Origin of the sequence: Methylacidiphilum caldifontis (genome assembly GCF_017310505.1) — a bacterium.
GTDB lineage: Bacteria > Verrucomicrobiota > Verrucomicrobiia > Methylacidiphilales > Methylacidiphilaceae > Methylacidiphilum > Methylacidiphilum caldifontis.
Genome location: NZ_CP065957.1, coordinates 1,976,678 through 1,995,922 on the forward strand (window position 1 = coordinate 1,976,678; position 19,245 = coordinate 1,995,922).

The 19,245-nt window shown below is 39.9% G+C and carries 19 protein-coding genes; 14 read left to right on the forward strand and 5 right to left on the reverse strand.

The window, feature by feature from the left end:
- Positions 1-13: 13 nt before the first annotated feature.
- Both IT6_RS09190 and IT6_RS09195 read right to left on the reverse strand, forming a co-directional pair.
- Positions 14-751: an HAD family hydrolase gene (locus IT6_RS09190; protein ID WP_206826202.1), complete on the reverse strand. Its 738-nt coding sequence runs from the start codon at positions 749-751 to the stop codon at positions 14-16.
- Between the two features lie 37 nt (positions 752-788).
- Positions 789-1,568 carry an enoyl-ACP reductase FabI gene (locus IT6_RS09195; protein ID WP_206826204.1) on the reverse strand — a complete coding sequence of 260 codons (780 nt, stop codon included), beginning with the start codon at positions 1,566-1,568 and terminating at the stop codon, positions 789-791.
- Between the two features lie 433 nt (positions 1,569-2,001).
- Here IT6_RS09195 and IT6_RS09200 point away from each other — a divergent pair, with 433 nt between their 5' ends.
- The 7 genes from IT6_RS09200 (at position 2,002) to IT6_RS09230 (ending at position 9,363) form a co-directional block, all read left to right on the forward strand.
- A complete protein-coding gene (locus IT6_RS09200) occupies positions 2,002-3,939 on the forward strand; it encodes an MGDG synthase family glycosyltransferase (RefSeq protein WP_134439122.1) in 1,938 nt (645 codons plus the stop codon).
- 6 nt (positions 3,940-3,945) lie between these two features.
- A complete protein-coding gene (locus IT6_RS09205; protein WP_134439121.1) occupies positions 3,946-4,950 on the forward strand; it encodes a biotin--[acetyl-CoA-carboxylase] ligase in 1,005 nt (334 codons plus the stop codon).
- Between the two features lie 339 nt (positions 4,951-5,289).
- Complete coding sequence (locus IT6_RS09210; protein ID WP_134439120.1) at positions 5,290-6,105, forward strand: MBL fold metallo-hydrolase; 816 nt, start codon at positions 5,290-5,292, stop codon at positions 6,103-6,105.
- Positions 6,106-6,205: 100 nt separating this feature from the next.
- On the forward strand, positions 6,206-6,646 hold the full coding sequence (locus tag IT6_RS09215) for a DUF5069 domain-containing protein (protein WP_134439119.1): 441 nt from the start codon (positions 6,206-6,208) through the stop codon (positions 6,644-6,646).
- Positions 6,647-6,760: 114 nt separating this feature from the next.
- On the forward strand, positions 6,761-7,705 hold the full coding sequence (locus IT6_RS09220; RefSeq protein ID WP_206826207.1) for a metal ABC transporter substrate-binding protein: 945 nt from the start codon (positions 6,761-6,763) through the stop codon (positions 7,703-7,705).
- Between the two features lie 12 nt (positions 7,706-7,717).
- On the forward strand, positions 7,718-8,482 hold the full coding sequence (locus IT6_RS09225) for a metal ABC transporter ATP-binding protein (protein ID WP_206826215.1): 765 nt from the start codon (positions 7,718-7,720) through the stop codon (positions 8,480-8,482).
- 17 nt (positions 8,483-8,499) lie between these two features.
- Positions 8,500-9,363 (forward strand): metal ABC transporter permease, encoded by an 864-nt coding sequence (locus tag IT6_RS09230; RefSeq protein WP_206826218.1) that lies wholly within the window; start codon positions 8,500-8,502, stop codon positions 9,361-9,363.
- Here IT6_RS09230 and IT6_RS09235 read toward each other — a convergent pair.
- Both IT6_RS09235 and IT6_RS09240 read right to left on the reverse strand, forming a co-directional pair.
- Entirely contained in the window at positions 9,360-10,004 is a 645-nt protein-coding gene (locus IT6_RS09235) for an HAD family hydrolase (RefSeq protein WP_134439115.1), read from the reverse strand. The two genes, IT6_RS09230 and IT6_RS09235, sit on opposite strands and share 4 nt — an antisense overlap.
- Before the next feature lie 33 nt (positions 10,005-10,037).
- Positions 10,038-11,081: an LOG family protein gene (locus IT6_RS09240; protein ID WP_242524205.1), complete on the reverse strand. Its 1,044-nt coding sequence runs from the start codon at positions 11,079-11,081 to the stop codon at positions 10,038-10,040.
- Between the two features lie 28 nt (positions 11,082-11,109).
- On the opposite strand from IT6_RS09240, the gene IT6_RS09245 reads away from it, so the two are divergent.
- Entirely contained in the window at positions 11,110-12,945 is a 1,836-nt protein-coding gene (locus IT6_RS09245; RefSeq protein ID WP_242524206.1) for a bifunctional homocysteine S-methyltransferase/methylenetetrahydrofolate reductase, read from the forward strand.
- Here IT6_RS09245 and IT6_RS09250 read toward each other — a convergent pair.
- Entirely contained in the window at positions 12,942-14,231 is a 1,290-nt protein-coding gene (locus tag IT6_RS09250; protein ID WP_206826220.1) for a M48 family metallopeptidase, read from the reverse strand. The genes IT6_RS09245 and IT6_RS09250 overlap by 4 nt on opposite strands.
- Before the next feature lie 166 nt (positions 14,232-14,397).
- Here IT6_RS09250 and IT6_RS09255 point away from each other — a divergent pair, with 166 nt between their 5' ends.
- From IT6_RS09255 to hypA, 6 genes are all read left to right on the forward strand, one after another.
- Positions 14,398-15,015 (forward strand): hypothetical protein, encoded by a 618-nt coding sequence (locus IT6_RS09255; protein ID WP_206826222.1) that lies wholly within the window; start codon positions 14,398-14,400, stop codon positions 15,013-15,015.
- A 120-nt stretch (positions 15,016-15,135) separates the two neighbouring features.
- Positions 15,136-16,188 carry a DsbA family protein gene (locus IT6_RS09260; RefSeq protein WP_206826224.1) on the forward strand — a complete coding sequence of 351 codons (1,053 nt, stop codon included), beginning with the start codon at positions 15,136-15,138 and terminating at the stop codon, positions 16,186-16,188.
- A 2-nt stretch (positions 16,189-16,190) separates the two neighbouring features.
- On the forward strand, positions 16,191-16,976 hold the full coding sequence (locus tag IT6_RS09265) for a Mut7-C ubiquitin/RNAse domain-containing protein (RefSeq protein ID WP_206826226.1): 786 nt from the start codon (positions 16,191-16,193) through the stop codon (positions 16,974-16,976).
- Between the two features lie 189 nt (positions 16,977-17,165).
- On the forward strand, positions 17,166-17,969 hold the full coding sequence (locus IT6_RS09270) for a hydrogenase expression/formation C-terminal domain-containing protein (protein ID WP_206826228.1): 804 nt from the start codon (positions 17,166-17,168) through the stop codon (positions 17,967-17,969).
- Positions 17,970-18,216: 247 nt separating this feature from the next.
- Positions 18,217-18,702, forward strand: a complete 486-nt coding sequence (locus IT6_RS09275; RefSeq protein ID WP_134439109.1) for a hydrogenase maturation protease — start codon at positions 18,217-18,219, stop codon at positions 18,700-18,702.
- Positions 18,703-18,704: 2 nt separating this feature from the next.
- Complete coding sequence (hypA, locus tag IT6_RS09280) at positions 18,705-19,046, forward strand: hydrogenase maturation nickel metallochaperone HypA (protein WP_134439108.1); 342 nt, start codon at positions 18,705-18,707, stop codon at positions 19,044-19,046.
- Positions 19,047-19,245: the final 199 nt, after the last annotated feature.

Sequence of the window (19,245 nt, forward strand, 5' to 3'; positions counted from 1 at the left end):
ACTACTTAGTTCTTTAGCTCTTTTCACAAAGGTAAGCGCTTGCTTTATCGGATGGCTCGATGAAAGGGAAAATGGACAAGAAATCGGACAGGCTGGAAAAATTCGCAAAAAGATAATCAGGATAGAATTGTTTGAGTTGTTCCTGGCTATATCCACCTGTTGAAACGGCGATCGAAGAAAAACCAGCCGACTTGGCACATAATACGTCATGGGGAGTGTCGCCGATTACCCAGATATTTTTATTTTCGATGACCGATCCGGTTATTCCCTTAACCAGATCCGCGGCTAACTGGGCCAGATAATTGCGTGATTCATGCAGGTCACCAAAAATACCAAAAGAAAAATAAGTCCAAAGCCTGTAATAGGAGAGTTTAATCTGGGCAGCCTTTTTAAAGTTTCCTGTGAGAAGACCCATTTTAACCGTAGGGATCTGGTCCAAAGTTTTCAGTATGTCTAATATTCCTGGGCAAAGGGTTCCTTTATGATTTTTGGTCATCTCTTCTTGAAGAATTCTAAAATAATGATTCCTATAAAGAGAAAGGTTTTTCGAGCTGAAAGGAACAGCACATCTTTTTAAAACTTGCATTGCGATCATGAGGTCAGTTCTACCCCTATAATCTATTTCGTCTGGGGATAATTCTAGATTATAGAGTTCCTTGATGGTGCGAAAAATGGCTATTACCCCAGAGCCACCGGTCTGTATAAGGGTCCCATCAATATCCCATAGAAAGATATATTTTGTTTTCTTCATGAAAAGAACGCTTTAGGGAGGCAACAAAGCCCTGGCTTTAAAAGCCCATTATGGAATAACCACAATCGATATAAATGGTTTGGCCCGTAATGGCTCTTGAATCGTCTTTGGCAAGGAATAACGCGGCAGAAGCCACATCCGAGGCTTCGGTATTTTTCCCAAGGGGAGATTTTGATGCACATTCTTTTAAAAATTTTGTAAATCCAGTTATTCCCCGTGCAGCCAGGGTATTGATTGGACCAGGACTTAAGGCGTTGACCCGAATCCCATCCTTACCTAATTCATAGGCTAGGTACCGGACGGCAGATTCAAGGGCAGCCTTTGCCGGTCCCATGATTTTATAGTTTGAAATGACTTTTTCTGACCCGTAATAAGACAAAGTTAAAATACTGCCTCCATCCGAAAATAAAGCTTTGGCTTCCCTGGCAAGGGCTAGAAGGGAATAAACGCTGATTTCGAAAGTTTTTAAAAAATCCTGTCGGGAGGTTTCGTAGAAATTTTTTTCAAGGGCTTCCTTGGGTGCAAAAGCGATGGAGTGCAACAAAATATGTATTTTGGGAAAATGTTCCCTTGTTTTTGAAAAAAACTGGATGATCTGATCTTCATCGGTTACGTCGCAGGGATAAGCCAGAGGAGGATTCTCTCCACTAAGCTCAGAAAGAAGATCTTCAACCGATTTTTTCAGTCTCTCTCCCTGGTATCCAATGATCAAGTTTGCTCCGGCTTCATGCCACGCTTTGGCAATTGCCCAGGCAATACTCCACTTATTAGCGATACCAAATACAAGGGCATTCTTTCCTGATAAAGGCTTGTCCATCGTCATAGTGTTTTTAAATGAAGAAAACAGAATCAAAGATAAAGAGCAAATTTTAAATTAGCTCCAAAGATCTTCATTGATGAGAAAAGCTATAAATGGGCTAATATAAGGATTATCCCATTTTATAAAAAAATCTTCTTAAGGTTCATTTTTCTTAAAAAAACCGAAAAGATAGAAAAAAAGTAAGTCTTAAAAAGCAGATAAGTAGGTTATATTATAAAAACATCTTGTGGCTCTTTTTTATCAGCAAATAATTTGATGTTATAAATAGAAGATCTTCTTTTTTTATGTCGAATATTTCAATAGCTTTTACATACAAGCTCATTCAATACGTTTATAATTGTCAATTGCTTTATTTTTCTTTAAAAAAATCGATGAGTAATTGAATTATATAATGAGGATCCAAAAGGTTGAGCCACACAGCTCATAAAGAATGAAACGCATACTTATTCTTACCGCTGGCTTTGGCGAAGGTCATAATACAGCGGCTCGAAACATCCAGGAGGCAATCGAACATCTGGAGCCGGATAAAGCTCTTGTTGACCGCATCGATCTATTTGATTCCTGTTATGGAAAGTTCAGTGATCTTTTGCGTCAAGGGTATCTTACCGCCATTAATCGAGCCCCCATCATATGGAGGGGGATCTATTCTATTTTCGATCGGACAACTTTTATTGAAGATGTCCTTGTTGCCTTTGCTAAGATGAAGCAAGCCTTGGATTGGTTGTTAAGGGAAATGCAGCCTGATGTCGTATTATCTACCTATCCTTTTTATAATTTTTTAATCGATGAAATATTTAAAGATGGAAAGGAAAAAAATTTTGTTCAAATCACGGTTATAACCGACTCGATTACGGTCAACTCTTTTTGGTATAGGAGTTGGAGTGACTATTATATTGTACCTAATGCCGATACCGCTGCTATTTTGAAATCAGTGGGTATAGCTGAACATCGGATCCTTGAATATGGTTTTCCTGTCCAGCTTGAATTTTTGGAATCAACTCAAAATGGGCTTTCTTTAGAAGAAATAAATCGGCCAAAAATTTTATACATTATTAATTCGGGAAGAAAAAAGGCGGCCAAGATTATTGAACAGCTTCTTTTAAGGAAACATTGGCAGTCGACAATTGTTGTGGGTAAAGATCAAAAACTGTTCTATACCGTGGCTGATCAAGTCAAGGGATTTGAAGAACGCGTCGAGGTATTGGGCTGGACAAACAAGATCCCCGAGCTGTTGCTCAATCATCATGTCGTGATTAGCAAAGCGGGAGGAGCAACGGTCCAGGAAGCCATTGCAGCTTGTTGTCCCATGATTATTCCTCAAGTTGTGCCTGGACAAGAAGAAGGTAATTATGAACTATTGCGCAGGTATGAAGTAGCTTGTTTTGCTGAAAAACCTGCAGATATTGGACTTGCGCTTGAATATCTTTTCGAAAATGAGGCTCAAAAATGGAAACAGTTAAAGAATAATCTTAGAAAAATTAGCAAACCGGATAGTTCACTTAAAATCGCTCGTTTTGTCCTGGATCAATCGCTGCTTGAGACCGTTCCTTCAAGAGTCTTTCATTTCCCTGCGGGAAAGTTAACTGACATAAACTTTTCGGTGCTGAAATCACAAGGCTCTCAAGCCCTGTTATGTGATTTTCATATCCATTCAACCTATTCTGACGGAAGGCTCTCCATTAGCGAGATTGTTGATTTTTATGGACAGAGAGGATTTGATTGTATCTGTGTGACTGATCACCTTGTCGATAGGAAAAGATTGATTGGTAAATTTTGTGAACTCACAGGCCTCGTTCTGACCCCAACCAAAGTCGGTGAATATTTTGACACGATAGAGAAAGAAAAGAAAAGAGCATGGAAGAAGTATGGGATGATTCTTTTCTGTGGAATAGAATTTAACAAGGATGGGTATAGCCCTAAGACATCAGCCCATCTCTTAGGAATTGATCTGAAGAGCCCAATAGATCCCTGTTTATCGTTAAAAGAAATTATAGCTGAAATTCATAAACAAAACGCTTTAGCTGTAGCTTCCCATCCCCATGTTTTCCAGAGTGTTTGGGGGCCTAACACTCTTTTTTTGTGGGAAAACCAGCAAGAATATGCCCCGTTACTTGATGCTTGGGAAGTAGCCAATAGGTACGATCTTTTTTCTCCTGTCGGTCTTAAGAAACTGCCTTTTATTGCCAACAGTGATTTTCATAAACCTAAGCATATCTATTCCTGGAAAACAATCTTGCATTGCCCCAAGGATCCTGAAGAGATTAAAGAATGTATTCGATCCAATAGAAATGTGGCTATCACCCTTTACAGGGATCACAAGTTTGGTGCAATTTTCCAGAAGAATGTGTCGGAGTTAGAAATAGCTTAAAGATTGATGAATGGTTCGGAGTGTACCTATTGCAAGCTGAGTTGTGATCCTGTAGAAAATTTGCTCTTAAGGCTTTTGCTATCTGAAAAGGAGGAAAGGTTTTCGTTTCGAACTCTTTTGAGTGCTATAGGTTCCAATGAAAAAGAAATTTGGGATAGTCTTTGTTCCTTGGAATCCAAGGGATTTTTGATGAGTTATTCTCCTCTCCGAGGTTTTGCGATTACCGAACCTTTGCCCGATTTCTTTCATCCAGCAGAAGTTCAATTCATTCTCGAAAGAATGAACGGTTATATCAATTGGAGAGCAGAAATTTTTGAAGTTATCGATTCAACCAGTGACGAGGTTCTACGCAGGGGAAAAAGAGGGGAAAAAGAAGGACTTGTAGTCATCTCGGACAAGCAATTGCAGGGGAGGGGAAGACAGGGAAGATCGTGGGAGTCTTCTTCATCTCTTGGTCTTTATATGACATTGCTTTTAGAACCTCGCTTTCAGCCCATCATTCCTCAACAGTTTGCGATTATGAGTTCTCTTTCTGTGGTTGAAGCTTTAAAGGGTATGGGATTGGAGAATGTGGGTATAAAATGGCCTAACGATATTATGGTCGATTCAAGAAAGCTTGGAGGCATTCTTATTGAGACAGACTATGGGGCAGCTGGCAAGAGGTTTGTCGCCATCGGCATTGGTATAAATGTGAATCATAAAAAACATCAGTTTTCAAAACCATTGCAAAAAAAAGCGACATCCATTTACATGGAAACAGGCCAAACCCAAAGAAGGATAGAAGTTATGGCCGAGGTATTAAGAAGGATCGATCATAATTACAGGTTATCCTTTTCTGAAGTCAAAGAGAAATGGATAATGCAGATGGTTAACCTGGATCAAAAAATAGAAATTGAGGAGAGGGGACAGAAAATTAAAGGAAGGATACGGGGAGTTGCAGAAATGGGTTGGCTGATTGTTGAAAAAGAAGATGGGTCAATCCAGAAGGTTTTTTCGGCAGGAACCTTTTAGCTGTTAATAGCTGGATTTTAAAAATAAACAAAAAACCTATCCAAAAAAAGAAAAAATACTCTTTTTTAATTTCTAGAATGAGTTAGAATGAAACTATGGTTGCCAATCCCAAGAGATGGCCAGGTCCTGGTGGGGGAGATCCAGGAGGGAGATGGGATAAAGAAAACAAAGTAATAATTTTTATATTTTTATTTTTGTTTGGTCTTTACATGGCGGCTTTGTTTTTCCGAATATGGAGAGCATTCGGTTGGTGAAGGTCTAAAAAATCGATTTATAAGTAGCTTTTTTGAAATCGTTCCAGGGTTTTTTCAGAACTCAAAGTCAAAGGAGAACAGCTATATGATTCCATTAGAAGATAACTATACCGATGTTATTGGAAAAGCACAAAGGGGGCTTAATCTTTCCGATAGTTTGCTTGCGGAAAAAGCAAAAGTATCTGTTGAACAGCTTCGAAAAGTAAAGGAGGGAGAACCGATTGATGAAATTTTAGAAAAAATTGCTCCTGTTTTGGGTTTAGGAAAGAAAGCCCTTCTTGATCTAGCCAAAGGACTGTACTATCCCCAAGATCGGGGTATAATCCCGGGTTTATTTCATTTCAATACAAGATGGGAAGATATGACAGTAAACAGCTATCTTGTTTGGGATACAACCACAAAGGAGGCGGCGGTTTTTGATACGGGTGGAAATTGTACCGAAATGCTCGATGCAATCAAGGTCCATGGATTGCACGTAAAATATATCTTTCTTACCCATACCCATGCTGATCATATTGCCGAGCTGGGAAGGCTGAAACGAGCCGTCGGGGCTCCGGCCTATTGTTGTGAGCTCGAAATGATATCTGGAACTGAACCTTTTAGTCCAGGAAAGGAATTTCAACTGTCCCATCTTTCTATCCGATCATTTCTTACAAATGGTCATTCTCCAGGTGGAGTGTCTTATTATATTACCGGGGGAGAACATAAGTTTGTGATTGTCGGCGATTCGATTTTTGCAGGATCCATGGGAGGTGGAAACTATTCCTATTCCGATGCCCTGAAGAACAATAAAGAAAAAATTTTAACTTTACCCGACGACACGATCATTTGTCCTGGTCATGGTCCGCTGACTACGGTAGGTGAAGAAAAGATTCACAATCCATTTTTTGCTTTTAGTTAAAAGCTAAGATATGGAATTATGCATTGGATATTCGATAAGTTTTTCCTTAATGATAAGGTAAGGAAAAAAATAACCTAAAAAAAATTAAAAAGGAGGTAAAATGAAACTTGTTCCATTGATTGGTTCTGGTGTTGCCGGTCCACTAGGCGTTCTACATTTGCCAAGGATGTGGCTCAAATGTATTCTGGCAGCTAAGGGCATGCTTGCTGATGGTTATCCCGATCTGGGTAAAGGATTCGATGCGATGACCATGGCAGCACTCAATCTTACCGAAGAAGAAACAAGAAATTATATTAGGACTAATTTGCCCAGTTACATTGAGTTTGAAAACTGGATTGTCCAGAAAAACGGAGGTAAGATCGATGGGGCAAAGGTAGCTGCTCACAACAGGGCAGTGCTACAGTATCATCATGATGAAGAAACCAAAAAAGCCATTCTTTCAGAAGCTGGCTTGAAAGATGACGGATCATTGCCTGATGCCGTTAACCTCAATGCTATAGATGATTATACCTGTTTCCATAAGTGGTTGAAGTCCCAGTAATAGACTTAACCCTTTAAAGGCTAAGAGATTTTTTTCTCTTAGCCTTTTTTATTTTCTGTTTTATCCTATACTAATAATTCATTATCAGTTTGTCGACTGCTCATGCTTTTAAGAATGGCTGATTTAAAAGGATTTTGGCTCTTGGGAAGGACTGTGGTTATAGCCTTTTTGTTTTTCTTGCTCCTTATTCCTGGCTATGGGTTGGCTAAAATACAAGTTCTGACCTCTATTGCTCCACTGTACTGTTTTTGCGTAAATGTGGGGGGAGAATACGTGGAAGTTAAAAATCTGTTTATTGGGGGTGCAGACCCTCACGAAAGCTCGCTTTCGGCAAAACAACTTAAAGATATCCATTCCAGCGATCTGATTGTTATTAACGGACTTGGAATGGAACATTGGGTCGATCTTGCTCTGAGTGCAGAAGAAAAATCAAAGAAGTTGGTTGTTTCTACTCTAGGGATCTCTCCAATAACTGCAGCCGGCTACCACGTGGAGAAAGGACTAGCTCAACCTGAATATGCTTTTAATCCTCATGTTTGGCTAGATCCCAACTTGGCCAGCATTCAAGTGATGAATATCTCGAAAGCTTTATCCCTAAGAGATCCCCTACATAAAGAGATATTCGAAAGGAATGCAACACTTTACATTTCAAAATTAAAAGAAATCGATCAGTTATATCAACAGAAACTGGATAGTAACCGTTCTAAAAAAGCTTTTTTTTACAACGATGCTTTCATGTACTTGGCCAATCGCTATGGTATTGTGGTTGCAGGTATTGTTGAGGAGTGTGGTGAAAGGGGAGGACCCTCTCCTAGAAAGCTAGCAACCATTCTTGGAGTGATGAAAATCAAGAAAATCCCTTTTTTTTATACCCCCTTTTCCAATGCTTTTCTTGTTAAAGAGATTATAAGAGAAGGTCAGTCTAGGTCAGCAGAAATTGATGCCATGGAAGGAGCTGAGCTCCATCCTTTAATGTATGAAAAGGTTGCAAAGAAAAATCTCGCCATTTTTATGGATGTTTTTGGAGGGATAATCCTTTCGTTCAAAAGAAATTTTTAAGTCCAAGTCCCTATGCAAAAATGGGAAGTTAAAGAAACTCAATCAGCCTTTATAGTCCAACAAGGGGAAAAATTGCTTTTGAAAGCCGACGATTTAACGATCGCTTATACTGAAGAGTCGGCCTTGGAAGACATTTCAATGGAAATAGAAAAAGGGAAGATCATCGCCCTTATTGGTCCAAATGGAGCGGGCAAAACAACTCTTTTGAAATGCTTTGCGGGTATAATTAAACCGAAGAAAGGCAAAATATGGCGCAAGGAAGGACTTAGAGTAGGCTATTTAGCCCAAAGACCATCCGTTCCACGATACTTACCCGTAACGGTAGAAGAATTTGTTGCTTTAAGGTTGAGTTGTTTCCGGCTTTTTGATTGGCCATTTGAGAAAAAGCAAAGAGAGAAAAAGATCATTGAAATTTTGGAATCTTTTCATGCAGAAGGTCTTCTACATAAAAAGCTCAATGAACTTTCAGGTGGAGAAATGCAAAAGGTTATGATCGCATCTACGCTTGCCAAGAATCCGGGTTTATTGTTATTGGATGAACCCCTTACAGGGATAGATGCTGTAGGAGGATTTGAGTTTGACCAGTTGCTTCATGAACTAAAGGAAAAAAAAGAAATTGGCACCGTTTTGGTCAGTCATGATCTTCAGCTTGTTTCCCATATTGCTGATTGGGTCTATTTTTTAAATCACCGGATTCTTGTCCAAGGAAGACCTTCGGATGTCCTCCAGGAAAAAAAGCTTGCTGCTGTCTATAGCCTTATCCATACCAAGGGCTAAAGGAATTAACAAAAAGCATGGATATTTTTTCTTTTGATTTTTTTAGGCGTTCCTTGTTGGCAGCTCTTTTATCAGGACCAACATGTGCTCTTTTAGGAGTAATCACTACGTCTCGGGGACAGGCTTTTTTCAGTGACTCTCTTGCTCATTCTACCATTGCTGGATACGGACTTGGACTGCTTATTCAGCTTTTATTGAGTCAGCTCTTAGGAATAAGTTTTTCTTCCGTTTTTATTTCTTCTTTTATGTTTTTTTACTGTCTTGGAGTTTCTCTTCTTTTCATCTTGTTTTTAAACAAAACAAGGTTGGAATCGGATACGCTTCTTTCCCTTATTTTTACGGGCAGTGTAGCCTTAGGGATTCTTATTTTGACCAAGATGATCCGTTATCCTTTTCTTGAATCCCTACTTTTTGGGGATATCAATGCTTGTTCTTGGACGGATGTCCTTCTGCTTGGCCTGGTCAGTCTGAGTGCTTTTTTCTTCCTTTTTAAAAACATGCCTGGCCTTTTGCTTTTAATGATTGATGAAAACATGGCCGTTGCTGAAGGGGTGCAAGTCAAGAAATTAAATTATCAAACGGTCATTCTTATCGGAGGGATTATCGCTCTTAGTCTTAAACTTCTAGGAGCAATTCTTGTCAGTGCAATGATCGTCATTCCTGCAGCAACAGCCAAGTTGTTGGCCTGGAATTTTCGTTCCCTTCTTTTTTTGTCTCTTTTATATGGACTGTTAGGAGCGGTTGGAGGGGTCCTTTTATCCTATTACATTGATGCCATGACCGGGCCTACGATAGGTGGTTTTGAGATTTTGCTCCTATTGTTTTCCTTTTTTATAAAAAAGTTTTTCAAAAAGAAAGACTCTAAAAAACAGCTGGATTAAGAAAGTTTTTCTTCCAAGGCCTTTAATGTTTCTATCGCTTCCTTTAGGTTTTCAAAGAGAAACGAAGGTCGAGCTGCAAGGAGCTTGTTCTTGGAATTGTAACCCGTAAGAACCGCGGCAGAAAAAATACCTCCTGCATGGGCAGCTTCAATATCATGAACCATGTCCCCAAAAAAAATCGTTTTCTTGGGATCAATATTTTCTTTGACTATAATCTGTTTGATAGTCACTCTTTTATCTTCTATTTCCGTGTAAATGCGATCGAAATATTTTTCTATGTTAAGTCTTTTGGCCTGCTGAAAAAAATGCCCCCTATGAATGGTACTCAGAAGAATAACGGTGTAGCGGTTTTGCTTACAGAAATTCAAGAAATCAAGAGCGTAAGGCAGCAAAGGGATATTGACTTGTAATAGCCGAAAAAGAGAATGATAATGGGCATCCATTTCGGAGAAAGAAACTTCGGGCAAGTAGGATTTATAGAATTCTTTGAGAGGCAAAAAAAAGGTTTCTTTGAATTCCTCTACCGAAAGTTTGGGTTTGCCATAGAGAGAGAAAACAAAATTGGAAGCTCTGAGTACAAAGGGGAGATCATCAGCAAGGGTTCCTGACCAATCTAAAATAACAGTTTGGATTTTTTTCATAGCGTTGTTTCGTAAGGACTTTACAGGGGGTATTTAAAAGAGATTGATCCGATTGATGAACATTCTTAATCTTCCGTAGGATCGCTTGTTGAAAGCAAAAACTATCCTGGGCAGCTGAGCTATTTCAGGTTCATTGGACTCCTGAGCTAAGGCGGCAGAAACATGGAGAGTATCCGGTTTTGTCATGATATCTGAAAAATCGTTGCGCAAAGCTTCGAGCTCTTCGTCTCCAGGGGGCCGATAGACGCGAATAACAAGGTTTTCGCCAACAAATCGATAAGAATGAAAGTTGTGATAAAAAGAAAGAATCTCTTTTTGGGCTTCATAAAGGTTTTCGGTGAGGAGGAAAAGATGAAAATCTTCTTCCGAGATAAGCCCTCTTTTCAAAAGATTATTCGAAAGGAAATCAACAAAGTTTTTCCAGTATGTGCCCCCAGCCACATCAATGAAAACAAAAGGGACGAGGTTGGCTTTCCCTGTTTGAAGAAGGGTTAAAGTTTCAAAACATTCATCCATTGTACCGAATCCTCCAGGGAAAAGAGCGATAGCATGTGACTCTTTGACAAAATGAAGTTTACGATTAAAGAAATACCGAAAACTAATGAGCTTTGGATCCCCATCGATGACTTCGTTAGGCTTTTGTTCGAAAGGCAAACGGATATTCAGACCGAAACTTTTGTCCTTTCCGGCCCCCGACTGCGCAGCTCTCATGATTCCTTCCCCCCCGCCCGTAATCACCATAAATCCACTTTCAACCATGAGCTTTGCGAAATCTCTAGCAATAATCCATTCAGGACTTTGAGGTTGGATCCGGGCAGAACCAAAAATCGTTACTTTTTTAAAAGCCTTGTAGGGCTGAAAAATAGATTGAGCGTATCGAACTTCTTTCAGAGATTGATTGACCAGTCTGATATCCGCATAAGGAGGATTTAAAGAAGCAAAACGAACAATTGTGGCGATCATTTCGAAATATTCTCTGCGATTTTCTTCTATCCCAGTGGCTTGGAGAAATTCGTCTATCTTTTTGTCAATTTCGGGTTTACCTGTAGAATATGTAAAACTTTTTTTTGCTGTCACTTTATCTATAATGCCTCGAGAAAAAAGAATGGCAACATTAATAGAGAGATTGAATGAATCTTTACTTATTGGCGATGGAGCCTTAGGAACTTATCTTTATTCCTTGGGTGTTCCCCGAAACTATTGTATTGAGGAATTAAATCTTTCCCAACCCTACCTGGTAGAAAAAGCACTTAAGGATTATATTGATGCCGGATCCCAGATTATCAGGACCAATACCGCTGAAGCCAATCTTTATTATTTATCTTTTTTTAAGCTCGAAAACAAAATAAAAGAAATCATCGGCAAATCCATAGAGCTGGCAAGAAGAGCACTTGGTTCACGGGAAGGATGGATAGCGGGCACGGTAAGCCCCATATGGATAAAGCCTGCTGATCCCCCAATCGATCTATCGACAAGGCGCCATCTCTATGAGGAGCAGATTTCACTTTTATTGGAAGGGGGATGTGATCTTCTTTTTTTTGAAACATTTACCGATCTTTCCGATCTGCTTCTTGCCTTGGAACTTGCACGGAATAAAGGGGCACGCCTGATTTTTGCTTTTGTCGCTTCCTTTGAGGAAGGAAAGTTGGCAAGCGGGGAGTCTGTTGGAGAAGCCTTTTCAAAACTTAGGGAAGCGGGAGCATCTCTTGTAGGAATCAACGGGGCAACGGGAGTCCAGGCTTCCATACACTTGCTTGAAGAAATTGAAAAAAAAGAAAATGAATTACTGGGTGCCTATCCTAATGCAGGTAAACCTGAGTTTTACGAAGGCAAACTGACTTATTCTGCTAGTCCATCCTATTTTGGACAGAATGTCTTGAGATTTGTTGAAGAAGGGGTGTGTTTGCTCGGTGGAGATTATGGGACTGAACCTGTACATATTGCAGCAATGGCTCAAGCAGCCGTGGGGCTAAAACCAGTCAAGAGGAAAGCGCCAAAATTGAGACTGCGCTATGAAGTTTCAGAAAAGGAGACTTTGCCCCAGGTTGAAGAATCCTTACTCGAACGGTTAAATAAAAAACCGATTTTCCTTGTGGAATACGACTCTCCAAAGACGCTTACAATGGGAAAATTCATCGAGGGGGTTAAGGCGATCGAAAGAGCGGGTGCCGATGCCATTACTCTTGCAGACAACTCCCTGGCGATATTAAGGGTGAGCAATTTTGCCGCAGCCATTCACGTCAGGAGAGTTTCTAATCTGATTCCTGTCCTCCATGTTGCTTGTCGGGATCGAAATCTGCTCGGCTTGCAGTCCGAGTTAATGGGACTTGGAACACTTGGATTTAGGCATGTTTTGGCGCTCACCGGTGATCCTGCGAAGTCCGGTGATCATCCTGGAGCTACCTCTGTCTATGATCTTAACTCTATTGGATTGATCAGGTTGCTTAGCGGTTTGAATAGGGGAGTCAATGCTGCGGGAAAAGATTTAAAAGGTAAAACGGATTTCATAATTGGTTGTGCTTTTAATCCCAACACGGCGCAATTTGACGTGCAGGTAAGAAAACTTGAAGCGAAATTAGCGGCTGGGGCTAGTTTTGTCATGACTCAGCCCGTCTTTGATTTTGAACTTGTTAAAAAGATCTTCAGCTATCTTAAGCCTTTGGGAATTCCAGTATTTGTCGGTTTAATGCCTATTTTAAACTATAGGAATGCGGAGTTTCTTCACAATGAAGTTCCTGGAATATCCATTCCTGAAGAGATACGGAACAGGTTGCGGAAACTAGAGGGAGAAAAAGCAACAGAAACAGGGGTTGAATTTGCAAAAGCACTTGGAGAACAAATCCTTTCTCATTTTAACGCCCTTTATCTTATTACCCCTTTCTTTAGATATGATATTTCAGTCAGATTACTGGAATCACTCCATGCCAAAACGCCCGTTTAATGCTGGGAAGAGATAGCTGGAGGTCCATTGTGGTGTATGGAAATTTGTTCAATCCAGCGAATGCGTTCGAAAACCGAAGGGTGGCTTTCGTAAAATAAGGTATAGAGAGGGTCGGAATCATAGGTTAAATAATTTGTAGAAACTATCTTTTTCAAAGCCTCGATCAGGGGTTTAGCATCCCACTTTAATGCGGCAAAGGCATCTGATTCTTTCTCCGCTTTTCTAAGCATCCAGTTTTTTAAAGGTTCTAGGGGATAAAAGAAAATGGGCAAGAGGATAATCGCGAGTGCAAAAGTCGACGCTGGCCAGTTTGGATCAAGATCAAAGGCGGATATCCAGTTTTTGTGACTGTCGAAGATTCCAAGGAAAAAAAACAGGGCTAGTCCCCCTAGAAGGGTTACGAGCCGGCTTTTCCATAGATGCCCAAGCCGGAAATGAGCCAGTTCATGAAGAAGCACCGCGATCAGTTCTTCTTTTTTGAGCTGGGTGGTCAGGGTATCATAAAGAATAATCCGCCTATGCCTTCCGAATCCGGTCAAAAAAGCATTACTGTGAAGAGAACGGCTACTGCCTTCCATCACATAGATCTGTTGAATAGGAAATCCGTTTTTCTGAAAAATGTTTTCAATTTTAGATTTTAATTCTTTATCTTCGAAGGGTTTCAATCGGTAAAAAAGAGGGATAATCCATACAGGAAGAATCCATTCCACCAAAAATAAAGCCAAAATCCAAATTCCCCAGCAATAAAACCACCACAGAGAAAAATTTTCTTTCAGCCATAAGAACGAAAGAAAAAGAGGTAGAAGAAGGCATAGGGAAAGAATCCAATGACCAAGTTGATCAAAAAGAAATAAAATGGGGGTTGTCCGATTGAAACCGAATCGGGATTCTATCCCAAAAGTTCTCCATGCACTAAAAAGTACTCGTAATATATCTTCGATCCAGAGGATGGAAATCAATAAAAAGCAACTAGACCAGATGGGGGGAAAAGGAAAAAGTTTCCAGAAATCTTCAAAGGATTTTAATCCTCCAAAAGGGATCCAAAAGAGAAACAAGAGATAAGAAAAAAAGGAACGCAGTTGGCCAAGCTTGATTTTCTGACGGCTGTAGAGATAAGGACTACTCGAAGCTGCAAAAGAGGGATGATCAGAAGAAGAAGATAAAGAAGGAAGATTTTTTTTGAAAAGGAATTTGAGTTGTCTTGAACTCAGCCAGTAATCCCAGAGAAGTTCGACACTGGCTAGCAAAATCACTAATTCTCCAATGCCTTGCTGTGTTGTAAGCATTTCTTATTAATAATAAAGCAATTTTTTTACTACTCGTGATGATAAATATATTATAAGGTGAAAAAAAAATTAAAAAAGGAAGAGTTTATTTTGCTGTTTGCGAAGAGGCTTAAATTGATCAAAAAAATGGCAAGATAAGTTTGATACCCCCTTAGACTAAGAAAAGATGACCAAAAACAGGAGTTTTATTATCTTCTTTTTGTTATTTTGTGGACAATCTTTTTTATCAACTGTCTTGGCATCAGATCAGCAAAAAACAACAAGCCCTCCCCTCAAGCATGTCGAAAAGATTTTTGCCGTTGCTGAGTATGGGCCAAAGCTTCCTCCAGAAAATCTCCAGAACAACATCGACCGTTACATGGCAAAGGTTTCACAACTTTTTGATTATTATGTCCAGCGATCGGCGGCAAAAAAAAGGATAAGTCTATTACCGTTTACTTTTACTCCACTTCACGGCTTTGTTGCCTTAGGTTTTTATGTGAGTCCTTTAGGGGTGATTACTGAAAAAGTTTTTTTTCATGATTCCGGGGAGATGGCCGATTTGGTTGAAAATTGTTTGAGAGAAGCATTGGCGAAGATGGCGGTTTTAGATCCTCCTTCGAAAGACATCCAGGAACAGCTTGGATCAGGTTTTTGGAAGTTCTTTTGTTGTTGGTGGCCACCGCAATACGCCGGACTGAGCGACGATCTTGAGAACGCTACTCGGTATTTTAATAAAGGGGGAAATTTTGGTCCAGGAGCGGGTGGAGGCAGTCCTTTGGAATTCCATCAGAGGAAAAAATAGATTGTTGTGTATCAAGCTTTTTTCGACAAACCCGTGACAAAATCAGCATTTTTTTTCTTTTTTTATTTATTTTTCTTTTCAACTTTGCTCAGTGGTCATCCGGCCGAAAGTCTTCCACCAATGGATTCTCCACCAAGTACTGGACCCCAGAAATATCTTTATCCCCTTGTGGGAGATTGGATAAAAGGACCAGTCCGCGCACCCGCTTTTATTATTGAATACGTTGATTTTCAATGTCCTGTGTGTAAAAGATATAACGAGATCGTTAACAACTTATTGAAGGACTATCCGGGCAGACTTTCGGTAATCTTTCGCCATAAACCTTCAGAGGCCCATCCCTATGCCTTTATTGCTGCTTTGAGCGCTGAAGCTGCAGGAGCCGAAGGATGTTTCTGGCAAATGGCTAACAGTCTTTTTGAAAAGCAGGAGCAGTGGTCAAACTCCTCGGATCCACTAAAGCTTTTTAAAGAATACGCCATGGCTTTAAACATTCCAGAGGAGAAATTTATGAATAACTTGAGAAGACCAGAGTTAGGTAAAAAAATTTTCCAGGATATCCAAAGCTCCTTGGTTTTGGGTGCTACCCGAGTCCCCTCTTTTATATTAAGCGGGGAAAGAATTCCTAATCCCGAATCCTATGAGGATTTCAAGATCCTTGTCGAAGCTTCCCTGATAAAATCCAAGAAAACCCAGGTCCATGAGCATGCCGATTTCAGGGTAGTTTTAGAGGGCAAACCGGTTGATTTCAGTGCAGCTAAGTATCAATCTCGGTTTGGTCAAGAAATAGATCCTTACGTTCATTTGCATCATGGCAATGGACGAGTATTACACAAGCATAAAAAAGGGATAACCCTAGGTTATTTTTTCAAAACCTTGGGCATGGAATTAAACAAAAATCGTTTCGTTCTCGATACGGGAGAAAAGTACGAAGTCCGCGAGGGAAAAGTTCTTCTCCTCTTTGTCAATGGGAAAGAAGAGCCCTTGTTGGATAATTATGAACCCCAGGACTTGGATAAAATCCTCGTTTATTATGGGCCTTTTGATTATAAACTGATTTCAAAAGAGATTTCTCTTGTGAGTGACGAGGCCTGTATTTATTCATTAAAATGCCCACAGCGAGGAGTTCCTCCTGAAGAGGAATGTGTTGGTCAACTCGGCTCGGATTGCCAGTAGTAATGAAAAGCACTGATTCCCAATCACAAACAAACGATCAAGGGGTGGAAGTCACCTTCAGGTTTTATGCCAAGTTGAATGATTTTCTTCCGCCCTGGCAAAGGCAAAAAGAAATAAAAAAGAAATTCGGTAGACATACGACTTTGAAAGATGCCATTGAGTCTTTAGGCATTCCTCATACCGAGATAGCTCTGATTCTTGTAAACGGCTCTGCTGTCGGTTTTGACCACAAGGTTTCTGAATCTGCCCGTATTAGCGTCTATCCCCATTTTAAATCGATAGACATTGGAGGACTTTCTCCGCTTAGAATAGATAAATCTGACTTTTTTAAATTTGTTCTTGATGTTCATCTGGGAACATTGGCCCGTTACCTGCGAATGCTTGGTTTTGATGCCCTTTATAGCAATGACTTGGCTGATGAAAAGCTGGCAGAAATTTCTTTCGATCAACAGAGGATTTTATTGACCCGGGATCCTGGACTTTTAAAAAGAAAGAAAGTTGTCCATGGGTATTTTGTCCGTGCAACCGAGCCTCGTTTCCAGATCCTTGAGCTTATAAGGGAGTTTCAACTCAAGGACAAAATCTCCCCCTTTGGTCGGTGCATGCGCTGTAATGGCCTACTGAAACCCATCTCCAAAGAAGAAATAAATAGTGATATTCCTCCTCGAATAAAAGAAATGCATTCGGTTTTCCTTCAGTGTCAAAGCTGTGGTAGAATATATTGGAAAGGTAGCCATTACCATAAATTGATGCTCTTTATAGATTGGATTTTGACTCATTCCTATTGAGAGCTATCCAAAAGTATAGAGGGAATAATCGAAATAAAATATCAATTTTAATTGGGGTTTATTTCATTGACTGACTGAATGATAGTTAAGTAAAGAAAGTTATTTTTTTTTTTTTTTTTTTTTTTTTTTTTTTTTCTATACTTGGGAAGGCGGTGATTATTTTAAGTCTCTAATTGATAAAGGGAAAAAGTGAAAGAAAAAGATGCACCCTTGGATCCTTTGGAAATCTTTTCTCAAATAAAAAAATTATTACCTTTTTTCCGTTCTTTTCGTCGAGATAAAAACTCGGTTGATATCCTTAATCTTTTGAAAGACATAGCCAGGGCACTTCAGCTGGTCCGTAAAGGAGGAAAAAATCTTCTGTTTGATCTTACAAGCCTTTCACGAATTCAGATTGAAAGTTGTTTTAATCTCATTGGATTAGGTAAACTCTGTATATTTTATCCGCATCTTCAGGCTGTCTATGCCGCTCAACAAACCGCTTTCCCAGGGGTATGGTGGATGGAAAAAAAGGAAAGGCAAGAAAAGGTTTCCTCTCTCTATATAGAAGTGGGAAGGATTCCTGGTTTTGTATTTTTAGAGAATAAAGAAAGGATAAAAAACCCCGATCTGAAAACTGCCCTTTGTTCTTTGGGATCTTCCCGAATTAGTTTACAAGCTTTGGTCAGTTCTCTTGTGAGCTATACCTGTGAGCAGATAAGAGATAAAACCGAAAGAAAGATTCATTTAAATCTTCTTCCCTTGATGATGCAGGATATAAAAACCCTTCATTGCCTGTTACCCAAAACCGATTTTACTATCTACTCCCGGGAGAAACAGGCATGGATCTTTGGCACACCCTGGAAAAACATCTGGTGGTTTGAAGAAGTAGCCGACCCACAAGTTAATCAAAAAAGCATAGGGCTTCTTATCTGTGAATTTCCCTATTCTTTGTTTCCAGATTACTTGGAGCTGGACATAAGTGCTCGAAGGCTAGAGAAAATCGCTGCCTAAACAAGGTTCTCATTTATCTTCTTATCTGGGCGGATACACCGCCCGAGTCTTATATCTAGGTCTTAGAAGAACTGCTGGTTTTCTTTTGTTCCCATGCTTTTTTTTCCTTGGCCTTTTTCGTCTTCTCTGGTACCGATAAGGGACACCGGTTCGCTAGCCTAGAGAGAGGGTAGAGGGCAGGATCATGCTTCTGAAACATAACGGTTGTTGGCTGGAAAGCCCAAAAAGCTGTGTTAAACTGTTTTAAATGACTACGGCAATTGTCGGTTGTGGTAATTTACTGCGGAAAGATGACGGGCTGGGACCGGAGCTCATACGAAGGCTTATGGCTTTAAATCCTGCTCTTCCTGTAAAACTCATCGATTATGGAACAGCTGGTTTTGCGTTCCTTGACGAACTTGAAAGGAACGAGGAGTTGATCATTGTTGATGCAGTAAGCAGTGGCGCGGCTCCAGGCACTATTTTTAGAATAGAAAAAGAAGAACTTGAGCTGCTTATGAAAAAAAAGGAAGCCTATCCCGACCTTCATACCTTTCGGTGGGATGATGCTTTAAGTTGGGGAAAGTGGCTCTTAATGGAAAAGTTTCCAAAAAACATCAGGGTATATTTGGTCGAAGTCAAAGAAACTGGTTTTGGAATAGGACTTTCTGAGCCCGTAAACGAAGCCGTTGAGAAGTTAGTCGATAAATTTAAAAAAGAATTCTATAGAAGAACGGATCTGACTCCTATTTAACTATGCACGAGCTTTCCCTGTGTGAATCTCTTGTTAGCCTTCTTGAAGAAGAGGCCTACAAGGCTGGGTTTCATGCAGTTAAAAAAATTGTTTTGAAGGTCGGTCCATTAGCCTTGATCGAACCTGAAGCGATGAAATTTTCTTTTGAAGTAGTCTCAAAAGGTACTGTTGCAGAAGGAGCTGAGTTGTCAATAGAATGGATTGCTGTCAAAGCATATTGCTTAAGCTGTCAAAAAGAGGTTCTTGCCAAGAATATAGGAGATAGTTGTCCCTGTTGTGGAGCAGTTATGATTCTTTCCGAAGAGGGCAAAGAGATGAAAGTGGAAAGCATTGAAGTTGAATAATTTTGATTTCCCTCATCGGATTGATTGGTTTTGGCTTAATGGGAGCTAGAGATGACAAACCCAGGGGTTATTCTTTTTCTTTATCTTGTGAGCTTTTATGCTGTACAAAGCCAAAAAACTTGCTGCCCTTTTATCATTTTAGGCTTTCTTGGAGCAAATAGAGAAGACTTATAAAGACTTGCAAGTAATTCAGCTAGGG

What these genes read in the sequence shown, in the direction of transcription:
- IT6_RS09195 (WP_206826204.1), bottom strand. Translation starts at nt 1,568, where the DNA reads ATGGACAAGCCTTTATCAGGAAAGAATGCCCTTGTATTTGGTATCGCT.
- IT6_RS09275 (WP_134439109.1), top strand. Translation starts at nt 18,217, where the DNA reads ATGACTACGGCAATTGTCGGTTGTGGTAATTTACTGCGGAAAGATGAC.
- IT6_RS09210 (WP_134439120.1), top strand. Translation starts at nt 5,290, where the DNA reads ATGATTCCATTAGAAGATAACTATACCGATGTTATTGGAAAAGCACAA.
- IT6_RS09250 (WP_206826220.1), bottom strand. Translation starts at nt 14,231, where the DNA reads ATGCTTACAACACAGCAAGGCATTGGAGAATTAGTGATTTTGCTAGCC.
- IT6_RS09230 (WP_206826218.1), top strand. Translation starts at nt 8,500, where the DNA reads ATGGATATTTTTTCTTTTGATTTTTTTAGGCGTTCCTTGTTGGCAGCT.
- IT6_RS09205 (WP_134439121.1), top strand. Translation starts at nt 3,946, where the DNA reads ATGAATGGTTCGGAGTGTACCTATTGCAAGCTGAGTTGTGATCCTGTA.
- IT6_RS09265 (WP_206826226.1), top strand. Translation starts at nt 16,191, where the DNA reads ATGAAAAGCACTGATTCCCAATCACAAACAAACGATCAAGGGGTGGAA.
- IT6_RS09235 (WP_134439115.1), bottom strand. Translation starts at nt 10,004, where the DNA reads ATGAAAAAAATCCAAACTGTTATTTTAGATTGGTCAGGAACCCTTGCT.
- IT6_RS09220 (WP_206826207.1), top strand. Translation starts at nt 6,761, where the DNA reads ATGGCTGATTTAAAAGGATTTTGGCTCTTGGGAAGGACTGTGGTTATA.
- IT6_RS09190 (WP_206826202.1), bottom strand. Translation starts at nt 751, where the DNA reads ATGAAGAAAACAAAATATATCTTTCTATGGGATATTGATGGGACCCTT.
- IT6_RS09215 (WP_134439119.1), top strand. Translation starts at nt 6,206, where the DNA reads ATGAAACTTGTTCCATTGATTGGTTCTGGTGTTGCCGGTCCACTAGGC.
- IT6_RS09225 (WP_206826215.1), top strand. Translation starts at nt 7,718, where the DNA reads ATGCAAAAATGGGAAGTTAAAGAAACTCAATCAGCCTTTATAGTCCAA.
- IT6_RS09260 (WP_206826224.1), top strand. Translation starts at nt 15,136, where the DNA reads ATGGATTCTCCACCAAGTACTGGACCCCAGAAATATCTTTATCCCCTT.
- IT6_RS09245 (WP_242524206.1), top strand. Translation starts at nt 11,110, where the DNA reads ATGGCAACATTAATAGAGAGATTGAATGAATCTTTACTTATTGGCGAT.
- IT6_RS09255 (WP_206826222.1), top strand. Translation starts at nt 14,398, where the DNA reads ATGACCAAAAACAGGAGTTTTATTATCTTCTTTTTGTTATTTTGTGGA.
- hypA (WP_134439108.1), top strand. Translation starts at nt 18,705, where the DNA reads ATGCACGAGCTTTCCCTGTGTGAATCTCTTGTTAGCCTTCTTGAAGAA.
- IT6_RS09200 (WP_134439122.1), top strand. Translation starts at nt 2,002, where the DNA reads ATGAAACGCATACTTATTCTTACCGCTGGCTTTGGCGAAGGTCATAAT.